Below are 24,156 nucleotides of genomic sequence, written 5' to 3' on the forward strand. Positions count from 1 at the left end.
CCTCAAGGGGAGCGACGCCGACCTCGACCTGTTCGGCGTCGCCGTCCTCGGCTTCCTCACCGCGCTCGGCGGCGGCACCACCCGCGACCTGCTGGTCGGCCGCGTCCCCACCTCGCTGCAGTCGAACACGGAGGTACTGATCGCGGCGGCCGGGATCGCGCTCGCGGTCGTCCTCGCGGGGCGCGTCAGCGGCGACCTGATGGAGAGCCCGGCCGTCCTCCTGCCCGACGCGATCGGGCTCGCGGCGTTCGCCGCCACCGGCGCCGCCGTCGGGATCGAGGCCGGGCTCTCACCGTTCGGCGTCGTCGTCACCGCGACGCTGACCGGCGTCGGCGGCGGCAGCCTCTCGGACCTGCTGCTCGCCCGGATCCCGGCGGTGCTCCGCGAGGACTTCTACGCGACCCCGGCCGTCGTCGGCGGCGCCGTCGCCCCGCCCGCCGTCGCGCTCGGGCTCCCGCTCGGGCTGACGACGCTGCTCTCCGCCGGCGTCGTGCTGGCGCTACGTCTCGGCGCGCTGCGGTACGGCTGGCGACTCCCCACGGTGTGAGCGGGCCGGCCGAACGCCTATCCCTCCTCGCCGCCAGCCGCCGGTATGGATCTCGACGCGTTCGACCACGAGTCACACATGCGCGAGGCGCTCGACGCCGCCCGGGAGGCCGCCGCCCGCGGCGACGAGCCGTTCGGCTCGGTGCTCGTGAAGGACGACGAGGTGGTGATGCGCGCCGGCAACCGGATCGTCTCCGAGAACGACCTGCGGGCCCACCCGGAGCTCACGCTCGCGAAGCGGGCCGCGGCGGAGCGGGACGACGCCGACGAGCTGGTGATGTACACGTCGACGGAGCCCTGCCCGATGTGTGCCGGCGGCATCGACATCGCCGGCCTCCGGGCGGTGGTGTACAGCGTCTCGGGCGAGCGCGCCGCGGCGCTGCACGGATCGGACGCGCTGCTCTCCTCGACGGCGGTGTTCGAGGCGGGCCGGGGCGACGTGCGGGTGATCCCGGACGTGCTGAGAGCCGAGGGCGAGAAGCTCCACGAGGCCCACCGGTAGCGCCCCGGCGCTACTCCCGCCGCGTCGCCCGCTCGACGACCCCGCGGGCCAGCGCCTCGAAGTCGGCCTCCTCGGGCACCAGGTCGACCTCGATCCCCGCCTCTCGAGCCGTCTCGGCGGGGCTCTCGGCGATGGCGCCGACGACGGCGTCGTTCAGCCCGGCGACCGCGTCGTCGCGGCGCCCGCGCTCCTCGGCCGCCGTCAGGAACCCCTCGACGGTCGCCGAGGAGGTGAACGCCGCGCCGTCGAGTTCGCCCGCGGCGGCCAGTTCGGCCGACTCGCCGGCGTCCGCGGGGCGACGCAGTCGGTAGAGCGTCGTCTCGCTCACCTCGGCGCCCGCCGCGCGCAGCCCCTCGGGCATCGTGGCGCTCGCCCGGTCCGAGCGCGCGAGCGCGACGGTTTTCCCGGCGACGTCGCCCTCGAGTGCCGCGACCATCCCCGCGGAGTCGTACTGCTCGGGCACGCAGTCGACGGTCCAGCCCGCTGCGGCCGCGGCGTCGGCCGTCGACGGCCCGATACAGCACAGCGTCGCGTCGCCCGGCGCCCAGCCCGCGTCGGCGAGCACGTCGACGCCCGTCGACGACGTGAGCACGACGAAGTCGGCCTCGGGCGGCGTCTCGCCGGTCGGCTCGATCGTCAGCATCGGGTCCGGCACCGGCTCGGCGCCGAGGGAGTCGAGGAGGGCGGCGGCGTCGTCGATGCGTTCGTCGTCCGGCCGGAAGACGGCGATCCGCGCGCGGGCCATCAGTCCTCGGCGGCGGCCGCGATCAGGTCGGCCGCGCCCCGGTCGGCGAGGTCGGCGGCGAACTCGGCCGCGGCCTCTGCGTGGCGCTCGATCGGCAGGTCGCGGCTCTCCGCGACGACCTCGGTGCCGTCGGTCGAGAGCACCTGCGCGCGGACGGTGACGGTGTCGCCCTGGACGGTCGCGTGGACGCCCAGCGGCGCGACACAGCCGCCGCCGAGCTCGGCGAGGATCGTGCGCTCGACGGTGACGGCAACCCGGGTCGGCGCGTGGTCGAGCTTCTTCCGCAGTCGCGAGACGACCTCCTCGTCGCTCGCCGTCACGGCGATGGCGCCCTGGGCGGGCGAGGGGACGAACTCGTCCATCGGGAGGCGGCTCGTGCCGATCTTGTGGCGCAGGCCGCTGCGCTCCAGCCCGGCCTCGGCGAGCACGATCGCGTCGAACCCGTGGTCGTACTCCTGGCCCAGCGCGCCGCGTTCGAGTTCGGAGAGCCCGTCGAACCACTCCTCGACTGTCTGGTCGAACTCGTCGTCGTCCTCCTCGAGCTCCGCCAGATCCTCGTTCTCGTCGTCGAGGACGCCCTCGGGGTCGACGTTGTACTCGCGCATCTCCTTGCTGGCGTCCTCCCCCTCGGTGTCCATCCGGCGCTCGTGTTCGCGCTGGAGCTCGGGCGCGAGCAGCTTCTCGACCCGGGTGTCGACGTTCCCCCGCAGCGGCCGCACGTCGAGGTCGGGGCGGGCGTGCAGCAGCTGGGCGGTCCGCCGGAGCGACGAGGTGCCGACGACGGCGCCCTCGTGGAGGTCGTCGAGCTCCTTCCCGTCCCTGGTGACCAGCAGGTCGCCGGCGGCCGCACGCTCGGGCACGGCGGCGACGACCATCCCCTCGGCGAACTCCGTGGGCATGTCCTTCATCGAGTGGACCGCGGCGTCGCAGTCGCCGTCGACGACCTCCTGGTCCAGCGCGTGGACGAACGCGCCGATCCGGCCCAGGTCGGCGATGAGCTCGTCCCGAATCCGGTCGCCCTCGGTCTCGATCTCGACCAGCTCCACCGGGCGGCGCCTGGTGCCCACCCGTTCCTGCACGAACGCGGCCTGTCGCATGGCGAGGTCGGACCCGCGCGTGGCGAGGCGGAGGGTCCTGTCGGTGCTCATGGCCGAGAGTGGGTGGTGGTGGGGGAAAAGGGGTGCGTTCGCGCCTCGGTCGCCGTCGACGGCGGCGTCGCGGGCCCGCACGTCGACGCTGGCCGAACTGCGGCGCCCGGCTACAGCGCCTCGCGGTACGCGTCCAGCGTCTCCTCGACGTCCTCCTCCGTGTGGCCGTAGGAGACGAACTGCGACTCGAACTGGTTCTGGGAGAGGAACACGCCCTGCTCCTTCATCGCCGGCCAGAAGCGCCGCCGCCAGCGGTCGGTCTCCGCGGCCGCAACGTCGGCGCCGGTCTTCGGACAGTAGTCGAAGCGCGCGCAGCTCTCGTCCTGTCGGCAGCCGCCCCCGCAGGTGTCAGAAACGTCCGTCGGCCCCTCGCGGGTGAAGATCAGCTTGAACATCGAGTCCGTGCCCGCGACGGTGTACTCCGGCGCCTGCTCGCGGACGATCTCGGTGAGCCCCTCGCGGAGCTGCTCCCCGAGCCCGTTGACGTGCTCGTACACGTCGTTCTCGGCGGCGAAGCGCAGCGTCTCCAGTCCGGCGGCCATCGTCACGGGGTGGCCCGAGAACGTGCCGGCCTGGAACACGTCGCCGGAGGGCGTGAACTGGCTGATGATCTCGCTCTTCCCGCCGATGGCGCCGACGGGGAAGCCGCCGCCGATGATCTTCCCGAACGTGGTCACGTCGGGGTCGACGTCGAACTTCGACTGCGCGCAGCCGAGGCCGCCGACGCGGAAGCCGGTGATCACCTCGTCCCAGATCAGCAGGGAGCCGTAGTCGTCACAGAGATCCCGGAGCGTCTCGTGGTAGCCGTCGACGGGGTGGACGATCCCCTTGTTCGCGAGGATCGGTTCGACCATCACCGCGGCGATGTCGTCGCCGTGTTTCTCGAACGCCTCCGTCGCGGCCTCGGGGTCGTTGAACGGCACCGGGATCGTGTGCTCGGCGAACTCCGTCGGGATCCCCTGCGTGGAGGGGCCTCGCTCCTCGAGGTCGCCCTCGACCAGCGTGGAGTCGTTGGCGCCGTGGTAGGAGCCCTGCATCACGACGATCTTGTTCCGGCCGGTGTAGCCGCGGGCGAGCCGCGTCGCCGACACCGTCGCCTCCGTGCCGGAGTTGACGAACCGCAGCATCTCCACGCTCGGGACGTGGCGGGCGACGAACTCGGCGTGCTCGACCTCGATCTCGGTCGGCATCCCGTACATCGGCCCCGCGCTGGCGTGGCGCTGGATCTCCGACTGCACCTGCTCGGGGAGGTCGTGGCCCAGCAGCAGCGGGCCAAGCCCCATCACCCAGTCGACGTAGCGGTTGCCGTCGGCGTCGATCAGGTGGCCGCCCTCGCCGTGGTCCGCGAACGGGGGGTACGGCTCGATCGCCGCCCGCACCGAGGAGTTGACGCCGCCGGGCAGCACCGACAGCGCGCGGTCGTAGAGCTCGCCTGAGCGCTCGTGGTTCATAGACGGGAGGTCGGTCCGGCCGGCGAAAGAAGCTAACGGGTTCGGCAGGCCGGGCCGGGTTCGGGGGCGGGGACCGCCTCGGCGGTTCAGGCCGGCGGGAGTCGCAGCGTGACGACGCCGCCGCCCTCCTCGGGGGCGCCGAAGTCGAGGCGGCCGTCGGCGGCGTCACAACGAACGGGATAAGGCCCTCCCCGCGCCAGTTCCGGCCATGACCGAGTACTTCGAGGTGCACGGGCGCGACGGCGCCGCCCGCCTCGGCGAACTCCGCCTCGCCGACCCCGTCACGACGCCGGCCACCGTCGACGACGTCGTCGACGACGCCGGCTCGCTCTGGGCCCAGGAGCGCGAGCTCCCCGAGGGCGCCGACGACCGCCTCACCGTCCTCCCACATCGCGCGTTCCCGCCGGGCACCCGCGAGCCCGTCCGGGAGTCGTTCCGCGTGGACCACCCCGATATCGACGCCCCGAGCGCCGCGGTGATCTCCAGCGAGGAGGCGCGCGATCTCGGGGCCGACGCCTACCTGCTCTCGGACGCAAACGGGTTCGTCGGCCACGCGTCGGCGTTCCGTGACGCGATCGTCCGGACCCGGGCGGCGATCCCCGCCGACACCGCGCTCTACCTCTCCGGGGTCGCGACGCCCCGGAACGTCGCCACGCTCGTCTACGCCGGCGTCGACCTCGTCGACGCGAAGAAGGCGAAAGTCCGCGGCGCGGAGGGGTTCTACCTCACCAGCGAGGGGGAGCGCTTCCTCGAGGACCTGCGGGAGCTCCCCTGCTCCTGCTCGGCCTGCCAGCAACCGATCGAAGAGTTCGGCCCCCGGGACTGCGCCGAGCACAACGTCAACGCGCTCCGGACCGAACTCCGGGTCGTCCGCGAGCGCATCCGGGAGGGGCGCCTGCGCGACTACGTCGAGGGACAGGCCCGCCACGAGCAGTGGCTCACCGCCGCGTTCCGGGAGTTCGACCAGCAGTACGAGTACGTCGAGGAGCGAGCCCCCGTGGTCCGGGAGGGCGAACTCGCCGCGGCCAGCGGCGACAGCATCCGCCGGCCGGAGATCCAGCGCTTCGCCGAGCGCGTGACCGAGCGCTACCGGAGCGAGTTCGACGGGCCGCTCGTGCTCGTCCCCTGCTCGGCGACGAAGCCGTACAGCGAGTCCCAGAGCCACCGCCAGTTCCACGACGCGATCCAGTGGCGCGGCCACCTGGCGTCGATGACCTCGCCCATCGGCGTCGTCCCGCAGGAGCTGGAGCTCACCTACCCCGCCCAGCAGTACGACACCGTCGTCACCGGCCGCTGGAGCGCCGACGAGAGGGAGTTCGTCGCCGAGGTGCTGCGGCGCTACCTCGAACGGAACGAGTACGACCGCGTGATCGCCCACGTCCCGCCGGGGGGGTACACCGACATCTGCGAGACGGTCGAGCCCGCGGTGGACGCCGAGTTCGAGTACACCGTCGCCGACCACCCGACGACCGACGAGTCACTCGCCGCCCTCTCCGAGGCGCTCGAGGGCCAGGAAGCGTACCGGAAGCGCACCCGCGAGCACCGGATCATCCGGGCGATGGCGGAGTACCAGTTCGGCGAGGGCGCGGGCGCGGAACTGTTCCCGAGCGACGAGATTCAGACCACGAGTCGCTACCCCAAGATCCAGGTCCGCGACGACGACGGCGAGCAGCTGGCGACGATGGTGCCGAACTACGGCGTGCTCTCCTTCACCACCGCCGGCGCGCGGAAGTGGGCCGAGAGCGACGCGCCGAGCAAGGTCGTCGAGATCGACGAGTTCGTCCCGCACGGCAGCGTGCTCGCGCCGGGCGTCGTCGACGCCGACGAGTCGATCCGGACCGGCGACGAGGTGATCGTCTCCGGGCCGAAGGCGTTCGGCGTCGGCCGGGCGTCGATGTTCGGCTCGGAGATGCAGGAGTCGACGCGCGGGATCGCCGTCGAGACGCGGCACGTGGACGAGCTGTAGCGGCGCCGTCGCGGTAGCTGGTTGAATCCAGTGGGTGCGAGGTTGGAAATTTAAGAAACGTTGACTACTCCCTTCGAGTATTGTGTAGTCATGTTTAACGCCAGTTCACCCGGAAGTGAACCAGCGGTGAGAGACCGGCTGGCCGACGACGAGTTCTCTCGCGTTCCCGCGCTCCACGCCCGACGGGCACCGGTGGCTTCCCTCCTCGACGACGAGACGAGTTCGGGACCGCGTCCGGACCGCGATCGAGGCCGAAACCCGACGAGTCCCACCACACGAGTCGCGGCCGGCCTCACCGGGGGGCGCCGGTAACGATGCTCGAGAAGTTCATCGAGGAGGTCGAACGTCGTCAGAAGCGGTTCGTCGTCTACAGCGACGACGCGGTCGACGTCGCCGACCAACTGGCCACGCGGAACGTGACGGTCGAACGCCGGGAGCTCCCGGCGACGGATCCGGAGCCGTTCGTGGAGATCTACGACGGCGACCGGTTCCTCGGGGGGATCGACCTCGACGATCTGCAGGTGTTGTTGGAACCGCCGATCGTCCGTCCCGACGACCCCGAAGACGTCGGCGACGCCTACCGTGCGTTACTGGAAGTGCTCGACGGGACCGTGTTCGCGACGCTCGACCGGCAACAGCTCCAGGCGACCAGCCGGGAGTTCGAGCGCCGGGCCTGGCAGGTCGGTCGGGGGACGCTCCGAGTCGGGTTCCAGTCGCTGTCGGCGTTCGAGCCCCAGACCGAGACGTATCGCCGCCTCGGGGAGGAGACCGACCTCGACATCCACGTGTACGGGCAACCGGACTGGTCGCCGCCGACGATCCCGAACGTGACCTACCACCGCGACACTGAGGGGACGCTCACGCCGTACTGGTTCATGGCTTTCGACGGCGGGGACGAGGAGAGCCAGCGGTGTGCGTTGGTCGCACGGGAGGACGGGGACGGCTACCGAGGGTTCTGGACGTACGACCCGTCGTTGGTCGGCGATATCCTGGCGACGCTCGAGACGGGGACGTAGCCGCGGGTGCGGCGACGCGGGACCGCTACCGACCAGTGGCGGCGTTCAGCCCGCCGTTTCCGACGAATCGCGGGTGGGAACCGTCCGGACGGCCACAAATCGAGCAGGTGTCGAAACGGCGAAGGTCACGGAGCGAGAGTTCCGGACGATGGCACGCGTCGAGACGAGCGGGCGACTCCACTTCGGCTTCGGCAACCTCTCGCTGGCGCACGACCGCCTCTACGGCGCGCTTGGCGTCGCGATCGACCGGCCGCGGCTGGTCGTCGACGCCACGACCGCCGAGACGGTGCGCTGTGCCGACGCGGACGCCGCTGGGTACGCCGAGCGCGCCTGCGACCTGCTCGGCGTGCCGGGCGCCGAACTGACAGTCGAGAGCGATCTCCCCCGCCACGCCGGCCTCGGGAGCGGGACGCAGCTAGCGCTCGCGGTGCTGACGGCGATCGCGCGCGCCTACGGTCGTGCGCCGGCCGCCCGCGAGCGCGCCCCCGAACTCGGTCGCGGCGGGCGCTCGGGCGTCGGCGTCGCCGCCTTCGAGCAGGGTGGGTTCGTGCTGGACGGCGGCCACCCCTCGGCGCTGTTCACGTCCGACGCGCCCGCCGTGGGGGAGTGGGAGGTCCCGCCGGTCGCTTCCAGACACCCGATCCCGGAGAGCTGGCGCTTCCTCGTCGTCGTCCCCGACGCGCCCGCGGGCCGGAGCGGCGACGAGGAGGACGCCGCGATGCGCCGGGCGGTGACCGACGCCGACCCGGAGCTCGCCGACCGCGTCGCCGGCGTCGTCGTCCGCGGGGTGCTGCCCGCGATCGCCGACGGCGACGTCGCCCGCTTCGGCGACGCGGTGAGCGAGGTGGGCCGACTCAACGGCGCGTGGTACGCCGACGAGCAGGGCGGCACGTACCGCCCGCCGGTCGGGAGCCTCGTCGACTCCCTGTCGGGGGCGGCGCCGATCTACGGCGCCGGCCAGTCGTCGTGGGGGCCGGCGGTGTACGGCGTCACCGACGCAGACCACGCGGACGCGGCCCGGGCGGCCGGCCGGGAGGCGCTGGCGGCCGCGGGCGTCGACGGCGACGTGTTCGTCGCCGAGGGTCACAACCGCGGCGCGTCGATCGACCCGTAGCGGGGCGCGACACGGGAACCCTTTATACGGCCGGCGGGCTCTCGAACGTGCATGGAGCGGCTACCGCTCGGCGTCGCGCGCATCGACAGCATCCTCCGGGGCGGGGCGCCGCCGGGGAGCACCCTGCTGGCCGCGGGGGAGTCCGGGGCCGGGGGACGCGAGTTCGCCCACACCGCGGCGGCGATGAACGCGCTGTACGACGCCGACCCGGACCTGTTCGACCTCTACTACGGGGAGCTGCCAGACGAGTCCGCGGTCCCGCCGGAGGTCCACTACGTCTCCTTCACCGCGGACAGCGACGAGATCGCCCGCGAGATGGAGTACACGATGGACGACGACATCGTCGCGGCGGCGGCCGAGGAGATCCAGTTCCGCGACCTCTCGCCGGAGTACTTCCAGCTCTCGCCGATCCCGCGGGAGTGGTACGTCGGCGAGGCCCGGACGATCGAGGACCTCGGGAAGGCCGAGTCGACCGACGACGTGCTCGGCGCGCTGGGGGACTACCTCAACGAGCACGCGCCCGGCAACCTGGTCGTGATCGACTCGGTGTCGGACCTGATCGGCGCGATGGGCGACGACGTGGAGTGGAACGACATCACGACGGTGATGCGCGGGCTGACGAAAGCCTCCCACACGTGGGACGGCCTGATCATCCTGCTCGTCAACAGCGACACGCTGGCGCCGACGGAGATGGGCCACCTGATGGACGCCGTGGAAGGCACCTTCGAGTTCACGTGGGAGTCCGGCGGCTCCCAGCGCGCCCGGACGATGGTGGTCCGGCAGTTCCGCGGCGTGCTCTCCCAGCTCGAGGCGGAGAACATCGTCCGGTTCGAGACCGAGATCCACGACGGCGGCTTCGACGTGAGCGACGTGCGGAAGATCCGGTAGGCGTCGACCGAGGCCGGCTATATCCCCTCGGCGCCCGTACAGTTCGGCATGGCAGAACTATCAGCCGCGGAACCGTCGAACCGTCCGTCGCTCCTCCTCCGTGGCGGCGTCGCCGCCGCGGCCGCCGTGCTCCTGAACGCGGCGGTGGTCGTCGCCGTGGGAGCCGCCGGCGTCGCGCCGGGGTTCCAACCGCTCACGATCCCCCCGGTCGCCTTCCTCTCCGCGGTCGGTGCCGCGGGGGCGACCGGCGTGTACTGGCTCCTGCACGGGCGGGTCGACGACGTGGACCGCACGTTCACCCGCGTCGCGGCGGCGGTGCTCGTCCTCTCCTTTCTCCCGGACGTCGGGCTCCTGTTCGCCGACCCGGCGGCGACGGTGGCCGGCGTCGTCGTCCTGATGCTCATGCACGTCGTCGTCGCCGCCGTCTCGCTCGGCGCGCTCGTCTACTGGGGCGGTGATCGATGAGTTCGACGCTGCTCGTCACCGGGGCGACCGGCACGGTCGGCCGCCACGTCGCGACCGAACTCGCCGAGCGGGACTGCTCGCTCCGGGTCGGCCTCCGTGACCCCGACGACGTGCCCAACCACCTCCCGACCGACGCCGAGGTCGCCGCGTTCGACTTCGCCCGCCCCGAGACGTGGGGCGCTGCCCTCGACGGCGTCGACGGGCTGTTCCTGATGCGGCCGCCCGCCGTCGACGCCGACAGCGTCTCGGGGTTCGCCGAGGCCGCCGCGCGCGTCGGCGTGGCGCGGATCGCCTACCTCTCCACCGTCGGCGCGGAGAAGAACCCCCTCGTCCCACACCACCGGATCGAGAAGCGCGTCGCCGCGACCGACGCCGCCCACACGCTGCTGCGGGCGTCGTTCTTCATGCAGAACCTCGCGGAAGTCCACCGCGAGGATATCGTCGCGCACGACGAGATATTCGTCCCCGCCGGCGACGGGGAGACGAGCTTCGTCGACGCCCGCGACGTCGGCGCCGTCGCGGCGACGGTGCTCACCGAGCCGGGCCACGAGAACCGCGCCTACGACCTCACCGGTGCGGAGGCCGTGAACTACCACGAGGTCGCCGAGATCTTCAGCGAGGTGCTCGACCGACGGATCACCTACGCCGAGCCGTCGCTGTTCGAGTTCGTTCGCCGGTACAACGGCCGGGGGTATCCGCTCCCTTTCCTCGCGGTGATGTGCGCCATCTACACCACGGCGCGGCTCGGCCTCGCCGCCCGGGTCACCGGCGACACCGAGGAGATTCTGGGCCGCGAGCCCCGCGATATGGAGACGTTCGTCGAGGACTACGCCGAGGAGTTCCAGCCGGAGACTCAGTAGCGCTCGTAGCCGTCCGTGTCGAGGTAGTTGTGCGCCACCGTGATCGTGTGGTCGGCGTGGAGGCGCTTGGGCCCCACCCGTACGCGGCGGTCCGCTTCCTCGTCCAGTAGCGCTTCCTCGCTGTCGGCGAAGTCGTGGTGGTCCGAGAGCACGAACAGCGGGTCCTCCGGCGGCTCGGCGTCGACGAGCGGGTCGCCGTCCTCGTGGAGTTGGACGACCGTCGCGTCGCGGGCGACGCGCTCGAACGTGTCCCCAAAGCCCATCCGGTACAGGGAGACGCCGGGGCTCGTCTCCACTGGCTGGTGGCCGATGGCTTCCTGCTTCTCCGCGAGCGCGCCGCGGATCAGCGCGGCCGTCGAGCGCTCGTCGGGGTTGAGTCGGCGGAGGGCGGCGCCGTCGAAGGAGACGGTGTACTCGTCGCCGAGCACGAGGTGGACCCGTACGTCCTCGCGCAGGTCGTGCGAGAGGAAGAAGGCGGAGTTGACACAGCGACAGAGCACGTCGAGCCTGCCGGCGCCGCCGGCGATGTCGTCGAGCGAGAAGTCGGCGTCCGTCGGCGCGTCGTGGCCGACGACGAGGAACTGGCGCATACCTCACCTATCGACGCTTCCGGATGGAAGCAGTTGCGCTTCTCAGTACCCCTGCGCGTTGCCGTCCTTCCGGGGCTCGGTCGCCCCGGAGAGGGTGCCGTCCTCGTTGCGGACGATCTGGGCGCCGCCGAACAGGCCGGGGTAGAGCACCTGCACGTCGTGGCCCTTCCGGGTGAGCTTCGTCAGCATCGTGTCGTCGGCGTCCATCCGCTCCTCGACGGCGAGCGTGCCGTCCTCGCGGTAGCGCCAGCGCGGCAGGTCCAGCGCGGCCTGCAGCGGCAGGTCGTAGTCGACGATGTTCGAGATCACCTGCAGGTGGCCCTGGGGCTGCATGAACCCGCCCATCACGCCGAACGCCGCCCAGTCCTCCGTCTCGGGGTCGTCGGCCGCGAAGTCGGCGATCGCGGGGACCAGCGTGTGGAACGGGCGCTTGCCGGGCTCGATGCGGTTCGGGTGTTCCTCGTCGAGCGAGAACGAGGCGCCGCGGTTCTGCAGCGCGATCCCCGTGTCGCCCGCCACGAGGCCGGCGCCGAAGCCGGCGAAGCGGGAGTTGATGAAGGAGACGACGTTCCCCTCGTCGTCGGCGACACACAGGAGGACGGTGTCGGCGTCCTCGGCGTTGCTCCCCTCGACGCCGAAGCTCACGTCGTGGTTCGCCTCCTCGCCGATCAGTTCGGCGCGTTCGGCGGCCCAGTCCTTCGCGCCCAGCGGCGGGTGGTCCTCGTACTCGGGGTCGGTGATGTAGTGGTGGCCGTCCGCGAAGGCGACCTTCATCGCCTCCGCGAAGTAGTGGACGCGCTCGGGGCTGTCGAGGTCGTACTCGCCGGCGCCGATCTCCTCGGCGACGTTGAGCGCCTCCAGCGCGATCAGCCCCTGGTTGTTCGGCGGGAGCTCGTACACCTCGGCGCCGTTGTACGTCGTCGACACCGGGTCGAGGAGCTCCGGCTCGAACTCGGCCAGGTCCTCGGTCGTCATGAACCCGCCCTTCTCCTGCACTTCGGCGGCGATCTGCTCGGCGATCTCGCCCTCGTAGAACGCGTCGGCGCCCTCCTCGGCGATCGTTTCGAGGGAGGCGCCGAGTTTGGGGAGCGTGACCTCCTGGCCGGTGCTCGGCGCCTCGCCGTCGAACAGGTACGCCTCGCGGGCGTGCTCGTCGTCGAACAGCTCCTCGGCGTGCTGCCACTGCGCGGAGACGACCTCAGAGACCGGGTACCCCTCGGTCGCGTAGCGGATCGCCGGCTGGAGCAGCTCGCCGAGCTCCTTCCGGCCGAACTCCTCGGCGGTGAGCTCCCAGCCCCGGGCGGTGCCGGGGACGGTGACGGCCTGCGCGCCGGTCTGGGGCATCTCCGCCTCCTCGGGGTCGATATCGTCGTCGGCCTCCGCGGCGACCTGCTCGCGGACGTTCTCCAGCGTCGCGTCAGCGGGTGCGCCCCCGCAGGATCGCATCGCGCCAACGTCGCCGTCGGCGGTTTTGTACAGCGCGAACACGTCGCCGCCCAGCCCCGTGGAGGTGGGTTCGACGACGTTCAGCGCGGCGGCGGTCGCGACGGCGGCGTCGAAGGCGTTGCCGCCGTCCTCGAGGACGGAGATCCCCGCTTGCGAGGCGAGCGGCTGGCTGGTCGCGACGACGCCCTCGGCGCCGTAGACGGTCGAGCGGCGCGAGGTGAATCGGTCGAGATCCGGCTCGGACATACGTGGGCTTGGGGGAGAGTACGCAAAAAGGGACAGGACCTGGCGGGCTCTGCCGGGGATCCGCCACAACTCGTTTCCTCCTGGGGGCCGAACCGAACGGTATGCGAGCTTCAACCGTGGTTCTCGCCCTCGGCGCGGTGCTGTTCGCGATCCCGATCCCCGGGACGTTCGTCACCGGCGCGCTCGTGCTGCTCGCGGGCGGGCTCTCGCGCTGGCTCGGGGAGTAGCCGGGCTACCGGACGACCGTCACCGGGCAGGGCGAGCGGCGGACGACCTTCTCGGCGACGCTGCCGAGCAGCACGCGCGTCACGCCGGTCCGGCCGTGGCTGCCGATCACGATGTGGTCGATCGCCTCCTCCTCGGCGTAGTCGACGATGGCCCGCGCCGGGCGGTCGTTCACGCGCACGGTGTCGATCTCCCGGTCCTGATCGGCGGCGGTCTCGACGGCCTCGTCGAGGATCCAGTCCGCGCGCTCGTTCGCCTGCTCGACCCACTCGCCGGGGTAGCCGCCGCCGTCCGGGCCGGGCGCGGACGCGTACCCCGCGGCGACGGGGTCGATCGCCGTCAGGGCGACGATCTCCGCGTCGGGGAACTCCGACAGCGCGTGCTCGAGCGCGGCGTCTGCCTGTGGCGATCCGTCGACGGGGACAAGAACGGTTCTCGACATGGATCGAACGTCGGCGCCCGGCGTCGAAAAGCTACCGGGCAGTCTCACGGGCCGGGAACGGCTCGCGGTACAGAAGTTGGGGGCGGGCTGGATGGCGTGTTGCAGTCGACAGAGCCACGGCGTCGAGTTCCGTGCTCGCGGCACGGAGGCCGCGAGCGGTCACGCGCCGTGTGACAGTTGATAGAGCCACGGCGTCGAGTTCCGTGACCGCGCGACGGAGCGCGCGCTCGGTCACGCGCCGTTTGTGACCGTTGATAGAGCCACGGCATCGAGTTCCGTGCTCGCGGCACGGAGGCCGCGAGCGGTCACGCGCCGTGGCTCAATTACTCTCCCCGTACGGCCACCGCCCACCCATCTTCAGCTCCTGCACGTACCCCTCGTCGATGGCGTCGCGGGTCTCCTCTCGCCCCCGAGCTTCGACCTCGAACTCGTCGCGTGCGGCGCGGTACACCGCCTCCGTCACCAGCGTCGCCACGTCCCGGAGGTCCCGGGAGTCGAGCTTGTCCAGCGTGTCGGCGTGGGTGTGGCCCCAGCCGCGACCGGACTGGTTCGAGGTCGTGCCGGTCATCGTCGCCGGCACGCCCTCCTGCACGAACGCCCACTGGTCGCCGTGGGGCGAGATCGTGTCGCCCGTCGAGACCGGGGCGTCGAACTCGTCGGCGACCGACCGGAACAGCTCGCCCAGCTCCTCGAACCCGTTGGTGCCGACCCGGAGGTTCCGGGAGCTACAGGCGCCGTCGAGGTTGATCACGCACTTCACGTTCTCGAGGTCCGTGGTCTCGGCGCAGTGGTACGCGCCGCGCAGGCCGATCTCCTCGGAGCCGAACGTCACCAGGCGAACCCGGCTGTCGAGCTCGTCGGCGACCTGCGAGAGCAGGCGCCCCACTTCGGCGACGAGCACCGAGCCCGCGCCGTTGTCGTTGGCGCCGTCGGCGATGTCGTGGCCGTCGACGTGGGCGGTGACGAGCACCTCGTCCGCCTCGCCGCCCTCGTCCGGGCCCTCGGGGCCCACGTAAGCCTCGACGTTCCGCGACGTGGCCGGCTCGTTCCGGCAGTCCACGTCGACGGTGACCTCGCAGTCGCCCGCCTCTGCGTAGCGTTCCAGGCGAGCGCCGACCTCCTTCGAGACGCCGACCGCCGGGATCGGCCCCGGGCGGTTGTTGTACCCCACCTCCCCCGTCGGCGGTAGCGCGCCCTCGATGTGGTTGCGGAACACGAACGCGACCGCGCCGTGGTCGGCGGCGTTGACGTACTTCTCCATCCGGTGGAGCCAGCGGTCGGCGTGCTCGGGCGTGTCGCTGGAGGCCATCGCGATCGCGCCGTCGAGTTCGGCGCTCTTGGCCTCGAACTCCTCGTAGCTGCCGTCGCCCACGTCGACGATCGGCGCCGTCGCCTCGCCCGCGGGGGTCCCCGGGAGCGCGACGACCTGGTGGCTCCCCGTGTGGGTTCGCTCGTGGGGCGACTCGACGGTCAGCGACGAGTCGCCGCGCCACCAGCCCGGGATCTCGAACTCCTCGATCCGGGGGTTCCGGAGCCCGGCGTCCGCGAACGCCTCGCGGATCACCTCGGCGCCCTCGGCTTCGCCCTGCTGGCCGGCCATGCGGTTGCCGACGTCGACGAGCTCCTCGAGCCGGTTCCACGCGAACAGGCTCGTCTGTGCGTCGCCGACGACGGCGTCGGGTAGATGGACCATGCCCCGACCTGTTACGGCGGCGGGATAAAGGGATGCGGAAGGCGGAAATCGCGAGGAAGGGAAACGCGAACGAGCGGAGCGAGTGAGCGGGAAACTTCCTCGGAAAAGCGAGCGGGGAGCACAGCGACCCGCGAGCAACTCGCCGACGCGGTCAGTCGTCGGCGGCCACGGGGTCGGCGTGGTCGATCTCGGTGCCCAGCACGTCGAGGAACTCGGCCAGCCACTCGGGGTGGTCGGGCCAGGCCTGCCCGGTGACGAGGTTGCCGTCGCGGACGGTCCCGTCGACCCACGCACAGCCGGCGCCCTCGACCTCGGCGCGGACCGCGGGGTAAGAGGTGGCCTCACGACCCTCCAGCACGCCCGCGGCGGCGAGGATCTGCGGGCCGTGACAGAGCGCCGCGACGGGTTTGTCTTCCTCGAAGAAGTGCTGGACCGTCTCGATCACCGAGTCGTACGTCCGCAGGTACTCCGGGGCGCGCCCGCCGGGGACGACCAGCGCGTCGTAGTCGGCCGGATCGACCTCCTCGAGCGCCACGTCGACGCCGAAGTCGTGGCCGCGCGTCTCCAGATACGTCTGGTCGCCGCGGAAGTCGTGGACCGCAGTCTTCACCACGTCGCCCTCCGCCTTCTCGGGACAGGCGGCGTGGACCTCGTGACCGACCATCTCGAGCGCCTGGTACGGCACCATCACCTCGTAGTCCTCGACGAAGTCGCCGACGATCTCGAGTATCTTCTTGTTTGACATGATTACGTCCGTTAGTTGGTTCGCTGCGCTATTAGCTATTGTGTCGATTTCGCGGAGTAATCGCGGTTTACGCGTCGAAAGGTCGGGCTTCATCGTCGACCGAACTACGCGACGGTCGTCTCGAACACCGTCCGGACGCCCTCGACCTGCAGCGAGAGCGGCATCGACGCCTGCACGCCGCCGCCGCGCTCGGGCGCCTCGGCCTCGGCGACGGCGCCGTCGGGGGTCAGCGGCAGGTGGACGAACCCCGCGGGCAGGTCGTGGTTCTCCAGCAGGCTGTAGAGCGCGTGGTTACAGCAGTGCGTCCCCGCGGAGTTGGAGACGCGGGCCGGGACCCCGGCGTCGAGCATCGCCTCGACGCTCTCGACGACCGGGATCGTGGCGAGGTGGGCGTCGGCGCCGCCCGGGACGATCCGCGCGTCGTGGGGCGAGTCGTCGGCGTTGTCCGGCACCGTCACGGCGTCGTCGACGTTGATCCCGACGCGCTCGACGCTGACGGTCGTCCGGCCGGCGGCGAGCCCGGTGGCGACGACGGCGGCGGGGTCGTGCTCGTCGATCAGCGCCGCGAGCTCGTCGGCGACGCGGTCGAACTCGACCGGGAGCACGGCGCCGACGACCTCGTGGCCGGCGACGGTCTCGCCGTCGAGCTCCCGGGCGAGCTGCCGGCTGGGGTTGGTCTCGTGGTCGCCGAACGGCTCGTAGCCCGTACAGAGCAGGGTCATACGCCCCCGAGCGTGGCCCGGCGGCTTCGGGGTTTCGGTCGGGGCGATCCGGGCCGACTGTTGGATAACTTTTTGTGTCGACTCGTCCCACTCTCGGGTATGCTCCCCGGCGCAACCGACCCCATCTCCCGAGACGGCAAGCTACTGATCCTCGCGTACGACCACGGGCTCGAACACGGCCCCGTCGACTTCGAGGCGGTGCCGGAGTCGATGGACCCCGAGCACGTGTTCGACGTGGCGACCCACGACGCCGTCACCGCACTCGCGGTCGGCAAGGGCGTCGCCGAGGCGCACTACCCCGACTACGAGGACGAGGTCAACCTGCTGGCGAAGCTCAACGGCACCTCGAACCTCTGGATGGGCGAGCACGACTCGGCGGTGAACTGGTCGGTCGAGTACGCCGACGAGCTCGGCGCCGACGCGATCGGCTTCACGCTGTACGGCGGCTCGAACCACGAGGTCGAGATGGCCGAGGAGTTCCGCGACGCGCAGGAGGCCGCCCGCGACAAGGACATGGGCGTCGTGATGTGGTCCTACCCGCGCGGGCAGGGGGTGAAGAACGACACCAAGCCCGGCACGATCTCCTACGCGGCCCGACTCGGCCTCGAACTCGGCGCCGACGTGGCGAAGATCAAGTACCCCGGCGACCCCGAGGCGATGGCCCACGCCTGCGACGCCGCGGCGTCGACGGACGTGGTGATGTCCGGCGGCTCGAAGGCCTCCGACGAGGCGTTCCTCTCCACCGTGAAGGAGGCGATGGACGCCGGCGCGAAGGGGCTCGCGGTCGGTCGGAACGTGTTCCAGCGCGAGAACCCCGAGGCGCTGCTCGACGGGCTCGAGAAGGTCATCTTCGAGGAGAGCTCCGTCGAGGAGGCGCTCGCCGCCGTCGAGAGCCACGGCGAGCAGGCGACGCTGGACTGATGGTCGTCGACGACGTGCTCGAGACGGTCGCCGCGGTCGCGCCCGACGTGCGCGGCGGGCTCCCGGGCTGCCGGCTCACCGAAGCCGGCGTCGAGAACCCCTCCGGCGAGACCGTCACGGCCGCCGACGTGCACGCCGACGAGCTGTTCTTCGAGGCGCTGGGCGCCATCGACGGCGTCGTCGAGTACGCCAGCGAGGAGCGCGAAGCGGTCGCGGACACCGGCGACGGCGAGCCCGGCGACGGGAACGTCGCGATCGCGATCGACCCGCTCGACGGCTCCTCGAACCTCGCCTCGAACAACGCGATGGGGACTATCGTCGGCGTCGCCGACGACTCCCTGCCCGCGGCGGGGACCGAGCTCGTCGCCGCGGCGTACGTGCTCTACGGCCCGATCACGACGATGACCGTCGCTCGGGAGGGGACGGCCACGACGTACGTCGTCGACGGCGGCGAGATGCGGGCGGTCGAGGCGGACGTACAGCTCCCCGACGAGCCGGTCGTCTACGGGTTCGGCGGCCGCGTGCCGGACTGGCCGGACGCGTTCCGCGACTATGCCCGCGAGGTCGAGACCGAGCTCAAACTCCGCTACGGCGGCGCGATGGTCGGCGACGTGAACCAGGTGCTGAGCTACGGCGGGATCTTCGCCTACCCCGCGCTCGAGTCGGCGCCGAACGGGAAGCTCCGCCTGCAGTTCGAGGGCGCGCCGATCGCGAAGATCATCGAGGCCGCTGGTGGAGCGTCGTCGGACGGCGAGCGCTCGCTGTTGGCTGTCGAGCCGACCGAGCTCCACCAGCGCGTGCCGGTGCACGTGGGTAATCAGGAGTACGTCGACCGACTCGAGGCGGCGCTTTCGGACTGACGGCGGGCCCGAACGACAGTTTCTTACCGCGATTGGGGCGTAATGAGGATGCGCGCGGGTTGCCGAGCCAGGCCAAAGGCGTAGCGCTTAGGACGCTATCCCGTAGGGGTCCGCCGGTTCGAATCCGGTCCCGCGCACTGACTGAGTTTTCGAGCGCAGCGAGAAACCGAAGGAGTGAGCAGGAGCGGCTTCGAAGCAGGGAGGTCGCGCGCAGCGCAAGCGAGCACGTCCGACCGCGGTTCGAATCCGGTCCCGCGCTGTTTCTGCCTGCTCACTCCCGCCGGAACGGCTTCGCCGCCGTCGCCCGAACCCGGTCGCGAACGCTTCTGTCGGTCGAGGCGCCGAAGTCACTCAGCCGCATCTGGTCCGACGAGATCCCGTCGTCCTCGTCGGCGCCAGCAGCCGCGGCAGCGCGGTCTGGGCGAACGTCAGCCCGATCACCAGCGCGATCGGCGCGAAGAAGAGCCCGTAGAACCCCAGCACCACCGGGCCGAGCGTGTACGCGAGCATCAGCAGCCCCACGTGGGTGTTCTCGCCGCTGAGGATCGGCCGCAGCAGGATGTCCGGGATCGTGTCGACGACGACGACGGCGACGGCGAGGAACACGACGATGTAGGCGAGGTGGGCGCTGTCGCCGCCCAGCACGATCGGCAGCGCTGCCACGCCCGTCAGCGGGAGGTAGACGATCTTCATCCCGACGACCGGGATCAGGCTCGCGATCCCGGTCAGCGTGCCCGCGAGGGCGGGGTAGGGGACCTCGGCGGGGGTGGGAGCGACCGCGTTGTAGGCGGTGAAGGCGGCGATGGCGATCAGCGAGATGGCGATCACGTTGAGCAGGTTGCCGAACAGCACCGACTCCAGCTCCCGGTCGGCGGCCTCGAGGTACTCGCGGATGATGGCGTCGTCGTCGAACCGGAGCAGCCAGTCCCGGATCCGCCGGCCGTCGATGAGCAGGTAGTAGGTGACGATGACGACGACGAAGAAGTTGAGGAAGAAGCCCGAGACCAGCGAGGTCAAAAGCTCCGCGTGGTCGCTCGCGAAGTTGATGAACGGCGAGAGGTCGCCCGACTGGTACGCCTGATACAGCCCCTCGGCGGTGAACGCCGGGATGTCGTCGACGTCGCCGAGCCAGTCGACGTTGGTCGCGGCCACCTCGAGCAGCGAGTACTCCGTGACGAACGTCCGCGCCTCGATCACCAGCAGCACCGTCGCGTAGCTGACGAGCAGGAGCAGCGGCACCGCCAGCGACGCCAGCACGGTCACGGCTCGCACTCGCGCCGGCAGCCGGAGCCGCCGGAGGAACTTGAAGTACCGCCGCGTCGAGTAGTAGAGGAATATCGACACGGTCAGCGGCGCGACGAACTGGTACGCGAGGAAGCCGATCACGGCTGTGACGGCGACGCCGAAGGCGGCGATGACCAGCCGTTTCTCGTCCATAGGGGGAGCCAACACCGCGGTCGCTTGTAAAGTGTACTGGAGCGGACCGGTTCGGCGGCTCCTGTCAGCCGTTCGTCTGACAAACCCCAAAACCCTTTCATCCACGGGCGGGATTATTCCTGATAATGTCGACCCCTGCCGATCTCCTCGACGATCTGACGGCCGATCTGGACGCGGTGTTCGTGTTCTCGCCCAGTAGCGGGTTCTACGACCGGTTCGAGGAGTTGGAGGGGGAGGTGGTCGTTATCGCCCCCGAGAACGCCGTCGACGCCGAGCAGTTCGTCGAACTCCCGCTGGCGTTCGAGAACATCCGCGATCGGATCCGGTTCGGCGTCGAGGGCGCGATGGACCGCAACCTCGTCGACGACGGCGACGAGGTGGGCTGTGTGGTGAGCGTGTTCGACGGCGACCACGACGCGCTCGTCCGCGTGCGCGCCGACGAGTCGATGCACTCCGGCGTCTACGATTTGTTCGCCAACTCGCGGGCCGACCCGGGGGTGATCCGCGACGTGTTCGAAGTCGTGATCGAGCTGGGGAAGAAAGGCCAGAAGGGCAAGCCCGTCGGCGCGCTGTTCGTCGTCGGCGACGCCGGGAAGGTGATGAACAAGTCCCGGCCGCTCAGCTACAACCCCTTCGAGAAGTCACACGTCCACGTCGGCGACCCAATCGTGAACGTGATGCTGAAGGAGTTCTCGCGGCTCGACGGCGCGTTCGTGATCAGCGACTCCGGGAAGATCGTCTCCGCCTACCGCTACCTCGAGCCCGGTGCCGAGGGCGTCGACATCCCGAAGGGGCTCGGCACCCGCCACATGGCCGGGGCTGCGGTCACGCGGGCGACCAACGCGACCGCGATCGTGCTCTCTGAATCCGACGGGATGGTCCGGGCGTTCAAAGGTGGTGAGCTGATCCTGGAGATCGACCCGGAGGACTACTGATGTCGGCCGCGCCACCGATCCAGGTCGGGTTCGAGATCGGCGGGCCGCTGGGCGTGATCCCGGAGCGGGTCTGGCTCGCGTTCGCGGTGTTCGTGCTCGCGGCGCTGCTCGCGTGGCTGGTCGTCCGTGTGAACGCCGGGCTGCTCCGGCGTGCCGGCCTCCCCGAATCGATCGAGGGGACGGCATTCGAGCGCACGGTCCGCGGGATCGGCACGTCGACCGTCGCCATCATCTCCCAGCTCTCGGGCTGGTTCATCCTGCTGCTCGGCGCCATCGTCGCGCTCTCGATCGCGGAGCCGACGTACGCCGAGCAGTTCTGGTCGCGGGCGACTGGCTTCTTCCCCAGCCTGTTCGTCGCGGTGCTGATCCTGATCGTCGGCGTCGTCGTCGGCGACAAGATCGAGCTCCTGCTCTCCGAGCGGCTCCGCAGCGTGAAGCTCCCGCAGGTCGGGATCGTCCCGACGGTCGCGAAGTACAGCGTGTTCTACGTCGCGTTCGTGCTCGCGCTCGACCAGATCGGGGTCGCGACGTTCGCGCTCGTCGTGCTGCTGGCGCTATACGCGCTCGCGCTGGTGGTGTTCGCCGTCGTCGCGGGCAAGCAGCTGCTCACCTCCGCGGCCGCGGGGCTGTACCTGTTCCTGAACGAGCCCTACGGCATCGGCGACACGGTCCGCATCGGCGAGGAACGCGGCGTCGTCCAGGAGATCGACGTGTTCGTCACCCACATCGAGTCCGACGGCGAGGAGTACGTCGTCCCCAACGATCGCGTGTTCGACGAGGGCATCGTGATCGTCCACGACGACTGAGTACCGGCGGCCTGCGCGCTCACTCCGAGCGATCCAGCGGCTCCGCGGGCACGCCGGCGACCGTTTCTCCCGCCGGCACGTCGTCGACGACCAGCGAGTTCGCCGCCACCTGCGCGTCGTCGCCGATCTCGACGCCCGGGAGCACGATCGCGCCGGCGCCGATCATCGCCCGCTCGCCGATCTCCACGTCGCCGAGTCGGTACTCATCCTGGAGGAACTCGTGACAGAGCAGCGTCGCGTCGTAGCCGACGATGGCGTCGTCGCCCAGCGTGATGCGCTCGGGCCAGAACACGTCCGGGGTGGCCTCCAGTCCCCACGAGACGCCCTCGCCCACGTCGGCCCCGAGGCGGCGGAGCAGCCAGTTCTTGAGCCGGAGGCTGGGCGAGATCCGGATCAGCCAGACCGCGACGTAGTTCAGCGCCACGGTGACGGGGGATTTGGCGTCGGGCCAGTGCCACAGGGAGTTCCGCGGGCCGGGCGTGGCGTGGCGCTCCAGTCGGTCGAAGCGCGAGTCGTCGCTCATGGGTGGCGTTGGTCGCGGGGTGACAAAACGGCAGGGGGCCGGCGGTCGTCGCGCCGGCGCCGCCGCTACTCGGTGTGATAAACGCAGAAGTCCGCTGCGAAGAACCGACTTACAGACGGGTCAGGTTCGTCGCGCGGGGGCCCTTGTCGGCCTGTTCAATGTCAAACTCAACTTCTTGGCCTTCCTCGAGGTCAGGGCCGCCCACGTCTTCCATGTGGAAGAAGACGTCTTCGTCCGCGTCCTCAGTCTCGATGAAACCGTAACCGCCCGTGTCGTTGAAGAAATCAACCGTTCCAGTCGCCATTGCAACCGAAGCAACGCCGGCCGCCGGGATAACCTTTTCGAGAGCGTGACCACAGGAGCGATTCGTCGACCGCGGAACCCGTAGTCTGACAAACGCTTAAGTCCGGTCGCTCGCAAGCGTCACCAAGATGGGTACGAAGAGCAAGACGATCTCGTTCCGCGTCGACGAGGACGCCTTCGAGACGCTGAGGGAGATCGCCGAGGAGCGCGAGCTCTCGCTGTCGGCGGTGTTCCGCGACTACGTCGACACCCTCGTCGCCCACGACGGACAGGTCGATCTCGTCCCCGCCGACGAGGGGCTCGAGGAGGGCGATGGGTTCCCGCCGACGGTGGAGGTGCCGAAGAGCTTCATCCGCGAGCACGAGCGACTGGAGCTCGAGGCCGACCACCTGCGGGAGCAGCTGGAGGAGCACAAACAGTACATCGACTACCTGCGCGAGCAGACCGACGAGGAGGAGGAGGTCGTCAAGCTCGAGGAGCTCGACGGCGACGAGAACACGTACCAGATCGGGTAGCTACCCGGAGAGCTGCTGCTTCGCTTCGCGGGCGCGCCGCGCCGCTTCCTGATCGCCTTCCACTTCCGCTAGCGACTCGACGGCCTCCAGCCGCCGGATCGCGCTGTCGAGGAAGGAGAGCACGTCCCCTGAGTACGCGTACAGCATGTACTCCGCGGACATCGTGTCGACGATGGCGTCGGGGCCGAGCCCCTGCGCGCGGAGTTCGAGCAGGTACTGGATGAACTTCTCCTCGGGGTGGCCGCAGTAGGGGTTGTTGTCGCAGTCGCAGTCGAGGAAGTCCTCCGCGAAGTCGAGCACCTTCTCGCGGGTCGCCTCGTCGAGCTTCTCCATGCCGTCACCGGTGAACAGCAGGTCCAGCGTCGCGCCCTTGAACGCGCCCTTGGGGATCGAGCGCTCCAGCTGGGAGGCGATCTGCCGGTGGTTCTTGACGTAGATCTTGTCGGTGATGGCCACTACCGGCGGCTACGTCGTTCGTCGGCAAAAGCCCCCCGCTCCTCTGCGTCGACGTAGCACGGACCCGGTGATGTCGTAACGTATTTCCCTGAAACCGTGGTAGGAATCGGTGTGTCCGGGCTGGGGTAGTGGTATCCTTCAGCCTTGTGGGGGCTGAGACGCGGGTTCAATTCCCGCGCCCGGACCTTCTGGCTGCGAACGAACGTGAGCAGCCGAAGGTCCGTCGAAGGGAATTGAATCAGGGAGTGGAGCGAACGGAGTGAGCGGAACGACCGTGGTTCAATTCCCGCGCCCCTGCGCTCGATTCTCGGCTGCGGTCAAACGCGAGTAGTCGATGGCCCCTCTTGGGTCGGCGCTAACAGCGAACGGAGTGACCGTGGTTCAATTCCCGCCCTGCACGTTCTCGCTCAGGAAACTGCCGCAGAGGGTACAGCCCCCGACAGCATCTCGTTCGTAGCACACTTGTGACCGCCATGCGCCGGACCTCGTGTCCGGCGCGGCGCCGAGTCCCCACCCCTCCCCCCGCGATCGGCGACCATCGCCGATCGCGAGGCGTCCACCGATGTCGCCGCCGCCAGCCGTGGGAGGAA

Annotated in this window: 26 protein-coding genes, 2 tRNA genes and 1 pseudogene; 16 read left to right on the top strand and 13 right to left on the bottom strand. The window is 70.5% G+C overall.

Annotated elements, in window-relative coordinates; genetic code table 11:
* On the top strand, window positions 1–547 hold a 547-nt coding region (locus ACP95_RS13815), incomplete at its 5' end, for a trimeric intracellular cation channel family protein (protein ID WP_049981761.1).
* A gap of 45 nt (window positions 548–592) precedes the next feature.
* Complete coding sequence (locus ACP95_RS13820; protein ID WP_049981762.1) at window positions 593–1,048, top strand: nucleoside deaminase; 456 nt, start codon at window positions 593–595, stop codon at window positions 1,046–1,048.
* Between the two features lie 10 nt (window positions 1,049–1,058).
* On the opposite strand, the gene ACP95_RS13825 is transcribed toward ACP95_RS13820, so the two are convergent.
* From ACP95_RS13825 to hemL, 3 genes are all read right to left on the bottom strand, one after another.
* Window positions 1,059–1,793 carry a uroporphyrinogen-III synthase gene (locus ACP95_RS13825; RefSeq protein WP_049981763.1) on the bottom strand — a complete coding sequence of 245 codons (735 nt, stop codon included), beginning with the start codon at window positions 1,791–1,793 and terminating at the stop codon, window positions 1,059–1,061.
* On the bottom strand, window positions 1,793–2,941 hold the full coding sequence (gene hemC / locus ACP95_RS13830; protein ID WP_049981764.1) for a hydroxymethylbilane synthase: 1,149 nt from the start codon (window positions 2,939–2,941) through the stop codon (window positions 1,793–1,795). Before hemC ends, ACP95_RS13825 begins: the two co-directional genes overlap by 1 nt.
* 110 nt (window positions 2,942–3,051) lie before the next feature.
* Window positions 3,052–4,392, bottom strand: a complete 1,341-nt coding sequence (hemL, locus tag ACP95_RS13835) for a glutamate-1-semialdehyde 2,1-aminomutase (RefSeq protein WP_049981765.1) — start codon at window positions 4,390–4,392, stop codon at window positions 3,052–3,054.
* Between the two features lie 208 nt (window positions 4,393–4,600).
* Here hemL and arcS point away from each other — a divergent pair, with 208 nt between their 5' ends.
* From arcS to ACP95_RS13865, 6 genes are all read left to right on the top strand, one after another.
* Window positions 4,601–6,358: an archaeosine synthase subunit alpha gene (arcS, locus tag ACP95_RS13840; RefSeq protein ID WP_049981766.1), complete on the top strand. Its 1,758-nt coding sequence runs from the start codon at window positions 4,601–4,603 to the stop codon at window positions 6,356–6,358.
* A gap of 314 nt (window positions 6,359–6,672) precedes the next feature.
* Window positions 6,673–7,374, top strand: a complete 702-nt coding sequence (locus ACP95_RS13845) for a DICT sensory domain-containing protein (protein WP_049981767.1) — start codon at window positions 6,673–6,675, stop codon at window positions 7,372–7,374.
* A 148-nt stretch (window positions 7,375–7,522) separates the two neighbouring features.
* Window positions 7,523–8,488, top strand: coding sequence for a beta-ribofuranosylaminobenzene 5'-phosphate synthase family protein (locus ACP95_RS13850; protein ID WP_049981768.1), 966 nt, complete (start codon window positions 7,523–7,525; stop codon window positions 8,486–8,488).
* Between the two features lie 51 nt (window positions 8,489–8,539).
* Window positions 8,540–9,376 (top strand): RAD55 family ATPase, encoded by an 837-nt coding sequence (locus ACP95_RS13855; RefSeq protein ID WP_049981769.1) that lies wholly within the window; start codon window positions 8,540–8,542, stop codon window positions 9,374–9,376.
* A gap of 48 nt (window positions 9,377–9,424) precedes the next feature.
* Window positions 9,425–9,841 (top strand): DUF6069 family protein, encoded by a 417-nt coding sequence (locus tag ACP95_RS13860; RefSeq protein WP_237560452.1) that lies wholly within the window; start codon window positions 9,425–9,427, stop codon window positions 9,839–9,841.
* On the top strand, window positions 9,838–10,701 hold the full coding sequence (locus ACP95_RS13865; protein ID WP_049981770.1) for an SDR family oxidoreductase: 864 nt from the start codon (window positions 9,838–9,840) through the stop codon (window positions 10,699–10,701). The genes ACP95_RS13860 and ACP95_RS13865 overlap by 4 nt, the downstream gene beginning before the upstream one ends.
* Here ACP95_RS13865 and trmY read toward each other — a convergent pair.
* Window positions 10,695–11,291: a tRNA (pseudouridine(54)-N(1))-methyltransferase TrmY gene (gene trmY, locus ACP95_RS13870; RefSeq protein ID WP_049981771.1), complete on the bottom strand. Its 597-nt coding sequence runs from the start codon at window positions 11,289–11,291 to the stop codon at window positions 10,695–10,697. The two genes, ACP95_RS13865 and trmY, sit on opposite strands and share 7 nt — an antisense overlap.
* Before the next feature lie 42 nt (window positions 11,292–11,333).
* Window positions 11,334–12,983, bottom strand: a complete 1,650-nt coding sequence (gene ggt, locus ACP95_RS13875; RefSeq protein ID WP_049981772.1) for a gamma-glutamyltransferase — start codon at window positions 12,981–12,983, stop codon at window positions 11,334–11,336.
* 101 nt (window positions 12,984–13,084) lie between these two features.
* On the opposite strand from ggt, the gene ACP95_RS16490 reads away from it, so the two are divergent.
* A complete protein-coding gene (locus ACP95_RS16490; RefSeq protein ID WP_272913174.1) occupies window positions 13,085–13,210 on the top strand; it encodes a hypothetical protein in 126 nt (41 codons plus the stop codon).
* Between the two features lie 5 nt (window positions 13,211–13,215).
* Here the strand turns inward: ACP95_RS16490 and ACP95_RS13880 are convergent, their stop codons facing one another.
* The 4 genes from ACP95_RS13880 to ACP95_RS13895 all read right to left on the bottom strand — a co-directional run bounded on the left by ACP95_RS13880 (window position 13,216) and on the right by ACP95_RS13895 (window position 16,810).
* Window positions 13,216–13,650: a universal stress protein gene (locus ACP95_RS13880; RefSeq protein WP_049981773.1), complete on the bottom strand. Its 435-nt coding sequence runs from the start codon at window positions 13,648–13,650 to the stop codon at window positions 13,216–13,218.
* A gap of 319 nt (window positions 13,651–13,969) precedes the next feature.
* Window positions 13,970–15,343, bottom strand: coding sequence for a M28 family peptidase (locus ACP95_RS13885; protein WP_049981774.1), 1,374 nt, complete (start codon window positions 15,341–15,343; stop codon window positions 13,970–13,972).
* Between the two features lie 151 nt (window positions 15,344–15,494).
* On the bottom strand, window positions 15,495–16,088 hold the full coding sequence (locus ACP95_RS13890; RefSeq protein ID WP_049981775.1) for a DJ-1/PfpI family protein: 594 nt from the start codon (window positions 16,086–16,088) through the stop codon (window positions 15,495–15,497).
* A 104-nt stretch (window positions 16,089–16,192) separates the two neighbouring features.
* Window positions 16,193–16,810 (bottom strand): pyroglutamyl-peptidase I family protein, encoded by a 618-nt coding sequence (locus tag ACP95_RS13895; RefSeq protein ID WP_049981776.1) that lies wholly within the window; start codon window positions 16,808–16,810, stop codon window positions 16,193–16,195.
* Between the two features lie 99 nt (window positions 16,811–16,909).
* On the opposite strand from ACP95_RS13895, the gene ACP95_RS13900 reads away from it, so the two are divergent.
* The 3 genes from ACP95_RS13900 (at window position 16,910) to ACP95_RS13910 (ending at window position 18,728) form a co-directional block, all read left to right on the top strand.
* Window positions 16,910–17,731, top strand: coding sequence for a class I fructose-bisphosphate aldolase (locus ACP95_RS13900; RefSeq protein WP_049981777.1), 822 nt, complete (start codon window positions 16,910–16,912; stop codon window positions 17,729–17,731).
* Complete coding sequence (locus ACP95_RS13905) at window positions 17,731–18,591, top strand: class 1 fructose-bisphosphatase (RefSeq protein ID WP_049981778.1); 861 nt, start codon at window positions 17,731–17,733, stop codon at window positions 18,589–18,591. The genes ACP95_RS13900 and ACP95_RS13905 overlap by 1 nt, the downstream gene beginning before the upstream one ends.
* 52 nt (window positions 18,592–18,643) lie before the next feature.
* Window positions 18,644–18,728 (top strand) — tRNA-Leu (locus ACP95_RS13910).
* Window positions 18,729–18,862: 134 nt separating this feature from the next.
* On the opposite strand, the pseudogene ACP95_RS13915 reads toward ACP95_RS13910, so the two are convergent.
* Window positions 18,863–20,028, bottom strand: a pseudogene (locus ACP95_RS13915) (AI-2E family transporter).
* Between the two features lie 125 nt (window positions 20,029–20,153).
* On the opposite strand from ACP95_RS13915, the gene dacZ reads away from it, so the two are divergent.
* Window positions 20,154–20,963 (top strand): diadenylate cyclase DacZ, encoded by an 810-nt coding sequence (gene dacZ, locus ACP95_RS13920; protein WP_049981779.1) that lies wholly within the window; start codon window positions 20,154–20,156, stop codon window positions 20,961–20,963.
* Window positions 20,963–21,769, top strand: coding sequence for a mechanosensitive ion channel domain-containing protein (locus tag ACP95_RS13925; RefSeq protein ID WP_049981780.1), 807 nt, complete (start codon window positions 20,963–20,965; stop codon window positions 21,767–21,769). The genes dacZ and ACP95_RS13925 overlap by 1 nt, the downstream gene beginning before the upstream one ends.
* 19 nt (window positions 21,770–21,788) lie before the next feature.
* Here ACP95_RS13925 and ACP95_RS13930 read toward each other — a convergent pair whose 3' ends face one another.
* Entirely contained in the window at window positions 21,789–22,292 is a 504-nt protein-coding gene (locus tag ACP95_RS13930; protein WP_049981781.1) for an acyltransferase, read from the bottom strand.
* A gap of 109 nt (window positions 22,293–22,401) precedes the next feature.
* Window positions 22,402–22,596: a cold-shock protein gene (locus ACP95_RS13935; protein WP_049981782.1), complete on the bottom strand. Its 195-nt coding sequence runs from the start codon at window positions 22,594–22,596 to the stop codon at window positions 22,402–22,404.
* Window positions 22,597–22,723: 127 nt separating this feature from the next.
* Here ACP95_RS13935 and ACP95_RS13940 point away from each other — a divergent pair, with 127 nt between their 5' ends.
* Window positions 22,724–23,110 (top strand): ribbon-helix-helix protein, CopG family, encoded by a 387-nt coding sequence (locus ACP95_RS13940; RefSeq protein ID WP_049981783.1) that lies wholly within the window; start codon window positions 22,724–22,726, stop codon window positions 23,108–23,110.
* On the opposite strand, the gene ACP95_RS13945 is transcribed toward ACP95_RS13940, so the two are convergent.
* The gene (locus tag ACP95_RS13945; protein WP_049981784.1) at window positions 23,111–23,566 is read right to left on the bottom strand and encodes a DUF5814 domain-containing protein; all 456 of its coding nucleotides are present in this window, start codon (window positions 23,564–23,566) and stop codon (window positions 23,111–23,113) included.
* Window positions 23,567–23,680: 114 nt separating this feature from the next.
* On the opposite strand from ACP95_RS13945, the gene ACP95_RS13950 reads away from it, so the two are divergent.
* Window positions 23,681–23,751, top strand: a tRNA-His gene (locus ACP95_RS13950).
* Window positions 23,752–24,156 lie beyond the last annotated feature (405 nt).

The sequence above is a fragment of the Halolamina rubra genome (assembly GCF_000739555.1).
Taxonomy (GTDB): Archaea; Halobacteriota; Halobacteria; order Halobacteriales; family Haloferacaceae; genus Halolamina; species Halolamina rubra.

Excerpts from the sequence above, each read along its gene's own strand:
- ACP95_RS13820 (WP_049981762.1), top strand. The coding sequence starts at position 593 with ATGGATCTCGACGCGTTCGACCACGAGTCACACATGCGCGAGGCGCTC.
- ACP95_RS13825 (WP_049981763.1), bottom strand. The coding sequence starts at position 1,793 with ATGGCCCGCGCGCGGATCGCCGTCTTCCGGCCGGACGACGAACGCATC.
- hemC (WP_049981764.1), bottom strand. The coding sequence starts at position 2,941 with ATGAGCACCGACAGGACCCTCCGCCTCGCCACGCGCGGGTCCGACCTC.
- hemL (WP_049981765.1), bottom strand. The coding sequence starts at position 4,392 with ATGAACCACGAGCGCTCAGGCGAGCTCTACGACCGCGCGCTGTCGGTG.
- arcS (WP_049981766.1), top strand. The coding sequence starts at position 4,601 with ATGACCGAGTACTTCGAGGTGCACGGGCGCGACGGCGCCGCCCGCCTC.
- ACP95_RS13845 (WP_049981767.1), top strand. The coding sequence starts at position 6,673 with ATGCTCGAGAAGTTCATCGAGGAGGTCGAACGTCGTCAGAAGCGGTTC.
- ACP95_RS13850 (WP_049981768.1), top strand. The coding sequence starts at position 7,523 with ATGGCACGCGTCGAGACGAGCGGGCGACTCCACTTCGGCTTCGGCAAC.
- ACP95_RS13855 (WP_049981769.1), top strand. The coding sequence starts at position 8,540 with ATGGAGCGGCTACCGCTCGGCGTCGCGCGCATCGACAGCATCCTCCGG.
- ACP95_RS13860 (WP_237560452.1), top strand. The coding sequence starts at position 9,425 with ATGGCAGAACTATCAGCCGCGGAACCGTCGAACCGTCCGTCGCTCCTC.
- ACP95_RS13865 (WP_049981770.1), top strand. The coding sequence starts at position 9,838 with ATGAGTTCGACGCTGCTCGTCACCGGGGCGACCGGCACGGTCGGCCGC.
- trmY (WP_049981771.1), bottom strand. The coding sequence starts at position 11,291 with ATGCGCCAGTTCCTCGTCGTCGGCCACGACGCGCCGACGGACGCCGAC.
- ggt (WP_049981772.1), bottom strand. The coding sequence starts at position 12,983 with ATGTCCGAGCCGGATCTCGACCGATTCACCTCGCGCCGCTCGACCGTC.
- ACP95_RS16490 (WP_272913174.1), top strand. The coding sequence starts at position 13,085 with ATGCGAGCTTCAACCGTGGTTCTCGCCCTCGGCGCGGTGCTGTTCGCG.
- ACP95_RS13880 (WP_049981773.1), bottom strand. The coding sequence starts at position 13,650 with ATGTCGAGAACCGTTCTTGTCCCCGTCGACGGATCGCCACAGGCAGAC.
- ACP95_RS13885 (WP_049981774.1), bottom strand. The coding sequence starts at position 15,343 with ATGGTCCATCTACCCGACGCCGTCGTCGGCGACGCACAGACGAGCCTG.
- ACP95_RS13890 (WP_049981775.1), bottom strand. The coding sequence starts at position 16,088 with ATGTCAAACAAGAAGATACTCGAGATCGTCGGCGACTTCGTCGAGGAC.
- ACP95_RS13895 (WP_049981776.1), bottom strand. The coding sequence starts at position 16,810 with ATGACCCTGCTCTGTACGGGCTACGAGCCGTTCGGCGACCACGAGACC.
- ACP95_RS13900 (WP_049981777.1), top strand. The coding sequence starts at position 16,910 with ATGCTCCCCGGCGCAACCGACCCCATCTCCCGAGACGGCAAGCTACTG.
- ACP95_RS13905 (WP_049981778.1), top strand. The coding sequence starts at position 17,731 with ATGGTCGTCGACGACGTGCTCGAGACGGTCGCCGCGGTCGCGCCCGAC.
- dacZ (WP_049981779.1), top strand. The coding sequence starts at position 20,154 with ATGTCGACCCCTGCCGATCTCCTCGACGATCTGACGGCCGATCTGGAC.
- ACP95_RS13925 (WP_049981780.1), top strand. The coding sequence starts at position 20,963 with ATGTCGGCCGCGCCACCGATCCAGGTCGGGTTCGAGATCGGCGGGCCG.
- ACP95_RS13930 (WP_049981781.1), bottom strand. The coding sequence starts at position 22,292 with ATGAGCGACGACTCGCGCTTCGACCGACTGGAGCGCCACGCCACGCCC.
- ACP95_RS13935 (WP_049981782.1), bottom strand. The coding sequence starts at position 22,596 with ATGGCGACTGGAACGGTTGATTTCTTCAACGACACGGGCGGTTACGGT.
- ACP95_RS13940 (WP_049981783.1), top strand. The coding sequence starts at position 22,724 with ATGGGTACGAAGAGCAAGACGATCTCGTTCCGCGTCGACGAGGACGCC.